Annotated in this window: 16 protein-coding genes; 4 read left to right on the forward strand and 12 right to left on the reverse strand. The window is 33.2% G+C overall.

From position 1 onward, the window contains the following. Positions 1–245: 245 nt before the first annotated feature. From COD11_RS06435 to COD11_RS06445, 3 genes are all read right to left on the reverse strand, one after another. A complete protein-coding gene (locus tag COD11_RS06435) occupies positions 246–848 on the reverse strand; it encodes a cell wall hydrolase (RefSeq protein WP_176550999.1) in 603 nt (200 codons plus the stop codon). Positions 849–1,177: 329 nt separating this feature from the next. After that, positions 1,178–1,372 (reverse strand): hypothetical protein, encoded by a 195-nt coding sequence (locus COD11_RS06440; RefSeq protein ID WP_098795938.1) that lies wholly within the window; start codon positions 1,370–1,372, stop codon positions 1,178–1,180. A 122-nt stretch (positions 1,373–1,494) separates the two neighbouring features. Next, positions 1,495–2,346, reverse strand: coding sequence for a patatin-like phospholipase family protein (locus COD11_RS06445; protein WP_098795939.1), 852 nt, complete (start codon positions 2,344–2,346; stop codon positions 1,495–1,497). A 285-nt stretch (positions 2,347–2,631) separates the two neighbouring features. Here COD11_RS06445 and COD11_RS06450 point away from each other — a divergent pair, with 285 nt between their 5' ends. Next, positions 2,632–2,820 carry a YkvS family protein gene (locus COD11_RS06450; protein ID WP_098795940.1) on the forward strand — a complete coding sequence of 63 codons (189 nt, stop codon included), beginning with the start codon at positions 2,632–2,634 and terminating at the stop codon, positions 2,818–2,820. 47 nt (positions 2,821–2,867) lie between these two features. On the opposite strand, the gene COD11_RS06455 is transcribed toward COD11_RS06450, so the two are convergent. Continuing rightward, entirely contained in the window at positions 2,868–3,053 is a 186-nt protein-coding gene (locus tag COD11_RS06455) for a hypothetical protein (protein ID WP_098795941.1), read from the reverse strand. A gap of 111 nt (positions 3,054–3,164) precedes the next feature. Between COD11_RS06455 and COD11_RS26720 the strand changes: the two genes are divergently transcribed. Then, on the forward strand, positions 3,165–3,329 hold the full coding sequence (locus COD11_RS26720; protein WP_176551000.1) for a hypothetical protein: 165 nt from the start codon (positions 3,165–3,167) through the stop codon (positions 3,327–3,329). Between the two features lie 115 nt (positions 3,330–3,444). Next, positions 3,445–3,594 carry a hypothetical protein gene (locus COD11_RS26725; RefSeq protein ID WP_176551001.1) on the forward strand — a complete coding sequence of 50 codons (150 nt, stop codon included), beginning with the start codon at positions 3,445–3,447 and terminating at the stop codon, positions 3,592–3,594. Positions 3,595–3,739: 145 nt separating this feature from the next. Here the strand turns inward: COD11_RS26725 and queF are convergent, their stop codons facing one another. From queF to queC, 4 genes are read right to left on the reverse strand one after another with little or no spacing between them, the layout of a single operon-like run. Then, entirely contained in the window at positions 3,740–4,237 is a 498-nt protein-coding gene (gene queF / locus COD11_RS06460) for a preQ(1) synthase (RefSeq protein ID WP_098795971.1), read from the reverse strand. 23 nt (positions 4,238–4,260) lie between these two features. Next, positions 4,261–4,989, reverse strand: coding sequence for a 7-carboxy-7-deazaguanine synthase QueE (queE, locus tag COD11_RS06465; RefSeq protein ID WP_098795942.1), 729 nt, complete (start codon positions 4,987–4,989; stop codon positions 4,261–4,263). A gap of 2 nt (positions 4,990–4,991) precedes the next feature. Beyond that, a complete protein-coding gene (gene queD / locus COD11_RS06470) occupies positions 4,992–5,429 on the reverse strand; it encodes a 6-carboxytetrahydropterin synthase QueD (RefSeq protein ID WP_098795943.1) in 438 nt (145 codons plus the stop codon). Next, the gene (gene queC / locus COD11_RS06475; RefSeq protein ID WP_098795944.1) at positions 5,426–6,088 is read right to left on the reverse strand and encodes a 7-cyano-7-deazaguanine synthase QueC; all 663 of its coding nucleotides are present in this window, start codon (positions 6,086–6,088) and stop codon (positions 5,426–5,428) included. Before queC ends, queD begins: the two co-directional genes overlap by 4 nt. 301 nt (positions 6,089–6,389) lie before the next feature. Here queC and COD11_RS06480 point away from each other — a divergent pair, with 301 nt between their 5' ends. Continuing rightward, complete coding sequence (locus COD11_RS06480; RefSeq protein WP_255301550.1) at positions 6,390–7,727, forward strand: DUF2254 domain-containing protein; 1,338 nt, start codon at positions 6,390–6,392, stop codon at positions 7,725–7,727. Between the two features lie 27 nt (positions 7,728–7,754). Here COD11_RS06480 and COD11_RS27385 read toward each other — a convergent pair whose 3' ends face one another. The 4 genes from COD11_RS27385 to COD11_RS06495 all read right to left on the reverse strand — a co-directional run bounded on the left by COD11_RS27385 (position 7,755) and on the right by COD11_RS06495 (position 11,722). Beyond that, positions 7,755–7,874: a DUF6254 family protein gene (locus COD11_RS27385; RefSeq protein WP_232273531.1), complete on the reverse strand. Its 120-nt coding sequence runs from the start codon at positions 7,872–7,874 to the stop codon at positions 7,755–7,757. A gap of 171 nt (positions 7,875–8,045) precedes the next feature. Further along, positions 8,046–9,389, reverse strand: a complete 1,344-nt coding sequence (locus tag COD11_RS06485) for a hemolysin family protein (RefSeq protein ID WP_098795946.1) — start codon at positions 9,387–9,389, stop codon at positions 8,046–8,048. Between the two features lie 460 nt (positions 9,390–9,849). Continuing rightward, the gene (locus tag COD11_RS06490; RefSeq protein WP_098795947.1) at positions 9,850–10,584 is read right to left on the reverse strand and encodes a metallophosphoesterase family protein; all 735 of its coding nucleotides are present in this window, start codon (positions 10,582–10,584) and stop codon (positions 9,850–9,852) included. A gap of 109 nt (positions 10,585–10,693) precedes the next feature. Beyond that, the gene (locus COD11_RS06495) at positions 10,694–11,722 is read right to left on the reverse strand and encodes a YkvI family membrane protein (RefSeq protein WP_098795948.1); all 1,029 of its coding nucleotides are present in this window, start codon (positions 11,720–11,722) and stop codon (positions 10,694–10,696) included. Between the last annotated feature and the right edge of the window lie 33 nt (positions 11,723–11,755).

The raw sequence follows: 11,755 nt of genomic DNA on the forward strand, positions 1-11,755 counted from the left end.
ATGCGTGGCCTCCAAAAAAATACGATTGAATGGGGGCTTCTTTGCGTTGCACATAACTGTAAAAAAATGCAGAAAGCAATAAAAAGAAATAAAGTAAAAGAGGAAATTGGATGCCAATAAGGGGGGAGGAATACCCTTTTTCATTAAAAAATCCTACTTATTTGGTTTCTATATAAAAAATGAAGAAAGGGTGCTCAAAAGGTCGTTATTTAACAACCTTTTGAGTCACCCTCTAAGTAATATCATTATTTCGCAAAGCGGTGATTACCAATAGTTACTGTCACTTGACGTGATGTAATCCAAGTGCTTTTTGCTGTTTTAGGATTATAGAAATATAATGAGCCTTTCCCCATTCCGCGGAAAGCTAAAGCTTCTTTTACTGCTGCTTTTGCTGATGCATCTGCAGGTGAATTAATTGTTCCGTTTTGAACAGGTGTAAAAGCATAGTAACCTTGATCTTTCTGATAAATAACACTTGAAATAGAATTTGGGAATAAAGAACTGTCTACACGGTTTAATACAACTGAAGCAACAGCAACTTTACCAGCATAAGGTTCACCTTTTGCTTCTGCATTTACAAGACGAGCCAATAAATCCATCTCTGATGCTGTTATTGTTTGAGGTATAACTAGTTTTTCACCGATAAATAATAAATGTGAAGATTTATTATTTGTTGACATTAAAGATTTAACAGGAACTCCATACTTTTTACCAATAATCCAGAATGTATCTCCTGATTGCACTTGATATGTTGTTGCAGCACTAGCTTTAGATTGTGGAGCAGTCATCGCAATTAGCGAAAAAGCTAATGTTGAAACAGCAACAAGTTTTAAGATTGTTTTTTTCATAGATTCGTAACCTCCTGAAGGTTCGTAATGTATTTAACCAAGTTTGCTTGGCCACATACACAAGACTAACAGGATACTCCCTCTAATACACCCCTCAATATATGGTAGCAATGGCAAATGTTTTGTTTGGCAATACGGTCATAAAATCGATAAACTACCAAACTTCTTAGAAGAAAGTAATCAAAAAGAATCGTTTTTTTAAAGTATTGTATGAACCTATAGGATATAGGTCTCGTCAATTTTCTTAACAACTATATTTCCATAATAAAAATAGTGATATTTACTTAATTTTATTAAACATATAAAAAAGAGCCAAGAAATTAGATGATCTAACTTCTTGGCTCCTTTAAATAGCGATATATTACACTTCCACCTTGTTTAGCAATACCTCGAAAATGTTTAAAATCTTCACGATTCACAAGAACCTCACGAAATATAAGAAATTGTTCTTTTGTGACATGGTATTCGTTTAATTCTCCGTCTCTTAATTTATCTAGTATTTCTGTAACAGTTTGTCCATCCATCTTATTTTCCTCAATTCATATCTTTTTTACTTGAATTAAATGCCAACTTAAACTAATAACACATTCATTCTAAATCAATCAGGTTCATAGATCTATTATAAATTTGTTAAGCAATACCACATTTAATCCTCCAACCATTTTTTCAATTCATTATATTCTCTTCTGGCATCTTCAAAGCCAAGTGTATATAATTCCTCAAGCTTCGTTTGATTTCTTTCAATTCTTCCAACTTTCACTTTTGAACTTGGTTGAATAACAAAAATATTTCCCTTCTTCTCTTCCTCTTTTATGTGATCTATTGTCTGATTATACATATTATATCTTGATAAAACAGATTCTACCAACTCTGGATATTGTCCATAGACTCTCGATAATAACCACCTAATGTTCGATTTTTTCTTAGTATAATTATCATCTCTTGTAAGAACCACTACGTTCTTTTTTAGTCCATCTTTTTCAGCTTTTTTGATTGGTACTGAATCCACAATTCCTCCATCTAATAAATGTTTACCTTTAAATTCTACAATCGGAGCAATAAAAGGTAATGAACTCGAAGCTCGTATAACCTTCAACAAATCTTTACCATAGTCATCTTTACTAAAATAAAGAGGCTGACCTGTATGACAATCTGTTGTTGTAACGACAAATTCTTCCGGGCTGTTATAAAAGGTCTCAAAATCATATGGAACAAGGTTATTAGGTATTTCATCAAACAGAAAATCCATTCCAAATAATTGTCGCTGTTTCACAAAATTTCTAAAAGAAAGATATTTTGGATGTGAAACTAAATCAATGTTAACTTTTCGATTTCTTCCTTTTTGTCTAGAAAGATAAGACGCACCAAAACACGCTCCAGCGGATACACCAATAACATAAGGAAAATATAAGTCTTTTTCCATAAAATACTCTAATACTCCAGCAGTATAAATTCCGCGCATACCGCCGCCTTCTAATACAAGACCTGTATCAACCATAAAGACCGCTCCCTATACAAAAATTATTTTATTAATATACCATAAATCCCAGTATTCCATCATTGACTTAGCATTTTAATTTTCATTTCACGAAAAACTTTCCATGTTCTGTAAATTTTTTAACAAATTTAGTAGAAAGGCTTTACTTACTAACAAAAATAGTGTTAAATAATTCTAATAGAGAATTTTTAAAATTTAAATTGCGCCAAAGCTCAAGGCGTAAGCGTATACGAGAAAGATTAGTGAATAAACTAATCATAGAAGAATATGTAAAGGAGCGAGGCAATGAAGATCGCTAAAGTAGGTAGTATCATAGAATTCAGAGATGGTTTAACAGGTGTTGTTGAAAAAGTAAATGAAAATTCCGTCATTGTTGATTTAACATATATGGAAAATTTTAAAGACTTAGATCTTGATAGACGTACAGTTGTTAATCATAAAAACTATAAAATTATTAAAGACTCTTTTTCTTAATTAAAAAGGTAAAACGCGAAGAAACCGATTTCTTCGCGTTTTACCTTTTATTTTTTTGCTTCACTACTTTGAAGCCTATTCGGTACTGATATATATGTTTCACCACATGCGGTACATGCATAATCACCTGCATACTGTCCTAGGTAGCGTTGCTCAAGTTCAGGATGATGACAATCTGGTCCACCTTTTTCCAACCATTCTTTTCGTAGCTTTGCTGCTTCATCAAATTGCATAACCGAAAACCTCCTTCCATTCACCTTAGTTCTATCATATTTCACTTTCAAGGAAAATATTTAGATTAAATACGCATTCAATACACATCATAAGAATTAGGGGGTGAAAATATGGCGAGAATTTCTAATCCAATTGATTCAGAAAAGAAAAAGAATGAAATTGGTGCTGATGGTCAGCTTCACGGTGGAATGATGGAAACAATTGATCAAGTGTCTAATGCCATAACTGAAGCTATTCAAAACATAGGCAAAGACAAAGACAAAGACAAGAGATAGCGCTCCATGCGCTGTTTCTTATCTTTAAAATCATTGTCAGATTCTCTTACACACCTCTAGCATTGTGAGATTTTCTAACATATCATAATGAAAACAAGTTAAAGGGGACGATGAAATGAAGAAATTTGTATTCTCTATCGACTCAAAAGAACTAATCATTAATGCTAACCATATTTTGGAAGCTATAGCAGAAATTAAAGTACTTAGAGAAGTCCTTGGAACAGAGTTAAATATTGAATTTATCGGCATGTATAACATAGTCTGATATAAATACAAATTCACTATAAATATAACTATTTCTCCCCTCATGACCAAGTCAGTTTTCCTCTTTTTAATCAAGTCAGTGACTTTTATCAAACAAATAATTGAAAAAGGCATGTCCATAGGACACACCTTATTAAACCAAAATTCTATCGATTATCAACTGTTTCTGGATATAGATCATGATTCATCATACGGTATTCAGCCATTTTCTCATACTTTGTACCAGGCTTACCATAATTCGTATAAGGATCAATTGAAATCCCACCACGTGGTGTAAACTTACCCCATACTTCGATATATCGTGGATCCATTAACTCAATTAAATCATTCATAATTATATTCATACAATCTTCGTGAAAATCACCGTGGTTTCTAAAACTAAATAAATATAATTTCAAAGATTTACTTTCAACCATTTTAACATCAGGAATATAACTAATATAAATTGTAGCAAAATCAGGTTGATTTGTAATCGGACATAGTGAAGTAAACTCCGGACAATTAAATTTAACAAAATAATCGCGATTCGGATGTTTATTATCAAAAGTCTCTAAGATTTGTGGTGAATATTCAAACAAGTAGTTTACTCCTTGATTCCCAAGTAATGTAACATCTTGTAATTCGTCGCTTTTTCTTCCAGCCATAAATATTTCCCTCTCTTTCAACATTAAACACCTCGTTTATTTCCCCAGACCAGCGTATGAAGCTGTGGCAATACTCGAACATCATTTAAGTCTTTGTCATCTATCACCTGATCAATGAGCCACTCATATTTTTCTAAGAGGTTCTGCACGAGTTTTTCCGTATCTCCTCCAAGTACATCATCATTTCCGACTTGAAGATAAAATGGAAGGTTAGGGTAGCGAAGGTGAACATTTTTAGCATACTGAATGTCTTCTATATTAAAAATAACAACTTTTAAACTAATACTTTGGGATCTTTCTAATCTATCTAATTCAGTAATAATAAAGTCTAGTTTTTCAAAGTCTGTTTTCATTCCAGAGCTAGGTGGCTTTGGAGAAATTGTTAAATCATCAATATCCTTTAGCCACTCCTGGTATTTACTCCCTTGAGTTTCAATTGCAATTTTTATCCTCTTTTCCTTCAATAAAGAGATAAGCTCTTGAAGATTTCCAAGCAATGCTGGATTTCCTCCCGATATTGTCACATGTGAAAATCGGTCTTGGCCTAATTTAACTAATTCATTCCAAATATCAGTAGCTGTCATTTGTCTAATGTCCTCTTTGGCTGATCCATCCCATGTAAAAGCTGAATCACACCAACTACATGAATAATCACAGCCAGCTGTTCGAACAAACATTGTTTTTTGACCTATAACCATACCCTCACCTTGTATTGTTGGACCAAAAATTTCCAGTACAGGTATTTTCTTCATTCCTATCCCTCCTTGCGCTTAGGACGGAACACTACATAACTTGTAGGTGTTTCTCTTACAAAAACTTGGACACATTGTGCTTTATTTGCTTTTGTATCAAGCTCATCTTGAATCAATTCATAAATTGCTTTGGCTACTCCTTCAGTTGTTGGAAAATAATTAGAGTCTTCCTCTGAAAAAAGATCAGTATGATCGTTTAAAAGCGAATGATCAAAGCGGTTATGAATAAGTTTCTTTAGTGAAGCAAAATTTACAAGAAAACCTGATTCATCAAGTTCATCACCAGCAATTGTAATATTGACAAAATATGTGTGACCATGGACCTTTTGACATTTCCCAGCATCTTCATGCGGGATATAGTGTGCCGCTGCTATATGCATATCCTTGTTTAACTCAAATTGATAAGAATGCTGAACCTGCGGATAAATCTGCTGAATCATTTAACACTCACTCCTTTTTCAACTAGATATTCCTCAAGTCCCTTTCTTCTTAACTCACAAGCTGGACAATCACCACAGCCTTCTGCGATCACACCGTTATAACATGTTAATGTTTTTTCTCGAACATAATCTAACGCACCAAGCTCGTCAGCCAACTTCCAAGTTTCTGCTTTATTAATCCACATTAGCGGTGTATGAATAACAAATGGCTTATCCAATGCTAAGTTTAAAGTTACATTACACGATTTAACAAATGCGTCTCGACAATCTGGGTACCCGCTAAAATCAGTTTCACACACGCCTGTTACAATATGTTTTGCACCTATTTGATTTGCTAAAATTGTTGCAAACGATAAAAACAGTAGATTACGACCAGGTACAAAAGTAGATGGAAGCTCACCATCTTTTTGTTCAATTTCAATATCAGCTCTTGTTAATGCATTAGGTGCAAGCTGGTTCAGTAAATCCATATCTAAAATATGATGCTTAACATTAAGTTCCTTAGAAATAGATTTTGCAACCTCAATCTCTAAGCTGTGGCGTTGGTTATAATTAAACGTCACAGCCACCACTTCCTTGAATTGCTTTAGCGCCCAAAATAGGCATGTTGTACTATCTTGACCGCCGCTAAAAACAACGACTGCTTTTTCATTTTTCATTCTAAACGTTCCTTTCCTATGAATAACAATTGGTAAATAACACAAACTTAAAAAATCTATATGTTCGTTATTTGTAATATGGTAAAGAAAAAACACCTTCGAATAAAAAATTCGAGGTGTCCAGCATTGTTCTATATAAAACTTTATATCAAAGATATCGTAGTTTTTTATAGAGGGTTGTGCTAGAACCTCTCCCGATTTCTTTACGTCTAAAATCGGATTTACTGTTAAATTTTCAACTAAGAAAATATATCACGAATAAATTCAATTTGCAATGGATTTATTGATTGGGGGCTTTCTTTTGTCACTAAAACAACTCATTATTCGGGTTCGATCCAGCTTTTGGTATTTACCAACAGTATATGGAATTCTTGCTTTTATTTTGGCCGTACTAAGCATGTTTTTAGATCGTTATCTGATGAATCAACCTTTTTATACAAAAATTCCAGATCTTTTTCTATCTGATATGAACCTTTCACAAACAATATTAAGTTCTTTAGCAACTTCCTTACTAACGATGACAACTATTACATTTTCATCAATTCTTGTAGTCCTAACAACCTATTTATCACAGTTTTCTCCCAGGACATTACAAAATTTTATTACGGATCATCATACACAGCGTGTACTCGGAATTTTTATTGGAGGTTTTATCTATACAATTATTTTATTATTGTTAGTACGAAAAAATGATAACAGTACACTTTTTATTGTTCCAACACTAGCCATATTCGTGTCAATCATTTGCTTGGGAATGTTTGTCTTTTTTATTCATCATGTTACAACATGGATAAAAGTAAGTAACTTAATTTTCAATATCACGAAAAAAACAATTACATCTATTCATAAGCATTTTGTTGATGAACAGGAATTTAGGGAGGACCCACCATGGGAGAATTGGGAATATGATGAAATTCAAACAGTTAAGCCTTACTCCCTTTACAGCAAGCGTTCGGGATATATTGAGTACATTGAACTTGAAAAGATAATTTCTCAAGCATCAAAAGATGATTTAATTATAAAACTAGAACAAGATCTTGGTAAGTATGTTGATGAAGATACCGTTCTTTTTTCAATCTGGGGCCTTAAAGATGTCTCAAAATCAAAAATGTTTTCAACTTTTATAACAATTTCATCCGATCAAGAGCCTGTTCAGGATGTTCATTTTGGTTTGCAAAAATTAGTTGAAATTGCACTAAGAGCTGTTTCACCAGGAATCAACGATCCTTATACAGCGATAAATAGTATCAATCATTTAGCAAAAATCTTGTCACTATTAGGAAAGAAACATTTAGCTACACCTTTTCATTATGATGAACATCACCAATTGCGGCTGATTTTTGAAAAGCCATCTTTTGATGACTATCTATATGAATGCTTTTATCAAATTCGTTATTATGCTAGAGAAGATGTTTCTGTTATGGCTTCAATATTAAAAGCCCTTTCGTTTATTGCACAAGGAAATACACAATACATCAGAAACTCTGTTTGGGATTTTTCCTTTTATATTGTAGAAGGATTAAACGAAGTAAAGTGGTTGTCAAAAGATCGGGATTTTTTAAATAAGCTATTAAAATCGATAGCAAAAGAATGTAATAAACAAAAGAAAATAGAAGAATTACTTCTCAAAGAAAGGTGAGGTGAACATTCACCCACCTTTCTTTTTTTATTCTTTTTTACCTGCTTCTTCTAAAAGCTGGTCAAAGGATTTTACTTTACCATGAGGATTTTGAGATTGTTTTCGAACCGTCCATTGACGTTCTTTTTGTGATTTTGATTGTGTCATACCAAAAACCCCTTTTTTAGCATATTAGCCTCATTCCAGAAGCTTTTAATATTTTTACCTTAAAGAGAACTTTCATTCTTAAACATTCTTATATCAAAAGTCATTTCTTGGTATAAGAGGCTAATGATCTTAAATAACAAAAAGAACCTACATTTTTTGTAGGTTCTTCTACTATGAAGTGGCTACTTCCTTATCAAGCAACGCTGGATTTGGTAAAACCTGTGGAATCTTTGTTATTTCTAGGGAACGAATGTGATGGTTTTCCATGTCGTGTACTTTAAACATATGTGATCCAAATTCAATAGTGTCACCTTTTTTGATGTCATATTGTTCTGTAAGTACCCAACCGCCAATTGTATCAACATCAGAATCATCGATATCAAGACCTAATAACTCATTTATTTCGCTTACTAATACTTTGCCATCAATGATATATTTTGTATCATTTAATTTTTGAACAAGCGGAACTTCGTCAGCATCAAATTCATCACGTATTTCTCCGACAATTTCTTCTAGGATATCCTCAACCGTGACAAGCCCTGCAGTACCACCATATTCATCAATTAGTATGGCCATATGAATTCTTTCTCTTTGCATTTTAAGCAACAATTCATGGATAGGTATTGATTCGATCACCTGAATAATCGGTCTTACATACTTATCAATTGTAAACGTTTTTTGATTTTCAAAGTGTATTAAGTCAGTGAATATTTCTTTAATATTTACAATTCCAACGATATGATCTTTATCACCATCTACAATTGGATATCGTGTATATTTTTCGTCCTTAATAATTTCTAATTGCTCTTGAATTGTAGCATCAATCGATAACGAAACAATCTCCGTTCGAGGTACCATTATTTCCTTCGCAATTCTATTATCAAATTCAAATATTTTATTCACATACTTAAATTCAGATTGATTAATTTCACCACTTTTATAACTTTCAGAAAGAATGATTCTTAGCTCTTCCTCACTATGTGCCATTTCATGTTCCGATACTGGCTTGAAACCAAATAATCCTGTAATAAATCGTGCAGATCCGTTTAAAGCCCAAATAAATGGGTACATTATAATATAGAATGCCATTAATGGCTTAGCAAACCATAAACTAACAGCTTCAGCCTTTTGTATGGCTACAGTTTTTGGAGCTAATTCACCTACAACCACATGCAAAAATGTAATCGTCACAAACGCAATTGAAAATGATAACACTGTTGATACGGATGAAGGTAGATCATACTGCTGAAACACTGGTTTTAACATGTGTTCTATGGTTGGTTCACCTAACCAACCTAAACCAAGAGCAGTAATGGTTATTCCTAATTGACAAGCCGACAGATATTCATCAAGGTTATTAATGACTTTCTTCGCGGCACTTGCCTTTTTGTTTCCTTCTGCAATTAATTGGTCAATACGAGAGCTCCTAATTCTAATGATCGCAAATTCAGAAGCAACGAAAAAACCCGTAAGAGCGATTAAAATTGCAACAAGCAACAAATTTACTATGTCCAAATAAGCTTCCTTTCTCCGTCAAAAAACGGAAAAGGAGTCACCTCCTGAGAGTTAAGTCTAACACAAAACCTATATACATCTATTCTTATTATCAGCGTCCGCTTGGAGTTCAATAAGGGATGCGATAACAATACTATTCATTTTTAACACTGCCCCATATTATCACCCCACAGTTTTAGTTAAAGTTATCATAATACGAAAGAAACAATACAGTCAAACGTAACACTTTGGTGATTTTCTTAATAATTATGTGATAATTCGTTTAATAATACCTTTTTCAATGAAAAACAACATTATTTGACCGTAAATGAGCATATTTAAAAATTTACCAGGATTTACATATTTTTTTCAAACCCTCTTTCAATAAAACCTTCCAGGACACCTATAAATTTTACTAACCCTTACATATAAAAAAGCAATCAAGATTGTTTTGATTGCTTTTTTTGGTAGTTACCTCTATCTAATTTTTTAAACCTCTGTACTTTGCTGTTGTTAACTCTTGTATGTATGGCTCTAGGTCAGGCATTTCTACGTCTTTAGCTAATTGAATAGCTCTTTCTATATTATATGGTACACGTACAAAGGTAATACTAAATCCTGCCTCCCTTTTAGAATCATATTCCCCTTCGACGATCGTATATGAAGCCTGAGTGAGGTCTAAAGGATTACCTACACTACCTGTATTGAAAAGTGTTTTCCCGTTTAAATATTGAATAAAGGCATGATGAACATCACCATAACCAACAACATCCGGTTGATAAGTGCTTATTCCAGTGTATTCCGTATTAGTAAACATACCTAATCGTGTCTCAATTGAATCCCAAGGCTGAACTCTTGTATAAACGCTCTGTGGTGAGGCATGAAATAATCGGATCAGTTTTCCGCTCATATAAAAATCAAATGAAAAGGGCAATGACTCCAAATAAAGATTTTGATCCACCGTTAATTGATGTTGATGCCACTTCAATGATTCAAATTCAGTTTCCTTTGTAATGAAGTCATCCCAATTTCCTTTTATAACTTTTTCACAGCTTTGTCTTATTTTCTGTATCACTTCATAAGAATCAGGTCCTTTTCCAACTAAATCTCCTAAACAAAAAATACGTTGAATCTTTTTTTGTTTTATGTCATCTAAAACTGCATCTAACGCAGGAATATTTCCATGAATATCCGAAATAATTGCAATTCGTTCCATATTCGCCCTCCACATTACACAACTTGTCCTATTAGTATAAAGCATTAACGACCGTGTTGAAATAGCATGACAATACAAGCATCAACCACGGTCGTTAAAATTGGATATGCTACTTAGGAACTTTTTTAATCATTAATAACAGAAGTACTCCTAAACAAACATATCCAAAGATCGGATATAATGTAGAAATTAATGAACTATACCCAAATTTACTTATAAAAGCGGCTACACATAGTATTGAGCAAACAATAATCATACTAGGTATATTGAGAAACGATGCTATTTGTCTTTCTAAACCATATAAATTGCCTATAACTGAGGTAAAAACTTCACCATATATGACAGCTATGTAAATAAAATAAATGGCATAAAAAGTTGTTTTCATTACCTCAGCCATCGGTATGTCATAATCCATAACGTTAGGAAGAGTCGAAAGAGCAATATGACTGCTAATTAGAATTGCGGTTAAAAAGACTCCCCCAAGGATTCCTCCCCGCTTCAAGACTTTCTCATCTTGAATTTCATTTGCTAAAGGCACTAAAACAGCTGCAGCCATTGTTAAATTAAAGGCTGCATAAGAAACAGCAGAAAGAATCCATTTAAATGTGGCAGATGATTTATCGGGCATTACACTTAAAGCTTCAATAGAGAAAGATTGAACAGCTAGAATGGTACTAAATAGAATCAGCATTGGTACTACAATGATATTTACACTAAATAACCCCTTAATACCAAAAAACATAACAGCTATTGTTAATAAAATCGTAATAATAACACCTAACCTTACAGAAAGACCAAGCTGTTCTTTAAATATCGCTCCTGCACCCGACAACATGATAGAGGTTAATCCTAATAATATGATAAGCATAAAAATATTTATAAATCTTCCTATTTTCTTACCAAATAAAAAGATCATTAAATCTTGATAAGAAGCTGCGTTAATTCGCTTTGATAGGATGAGCATTTTCGTCCCAATATAAACAAAAATAAAACCCACTAATAAAATACCTGCAAGTCCAAAAACACCGTATTTTGTAAAAAACTCAACTATTTCTCGTCCAGTCGCAAACCCTGCTCCTACTACTGTTCCTACATAAACAGCAGCGACTTGAAACGAGGCAATCCAAGATCTTCTCATCCTTTACACCTCACTATAGATAAACAGCTTGTA

The sequence above is a fragment of the Bacillus sp. AFS040349 genome (assembly GCF_002577655.1).
In the GTDB taxonomy this organism is placed as follows: domain Bacteria; phylum Bacillota; class Bacilli; order Bacillales; family Bacillaceae; genus Metabacillus.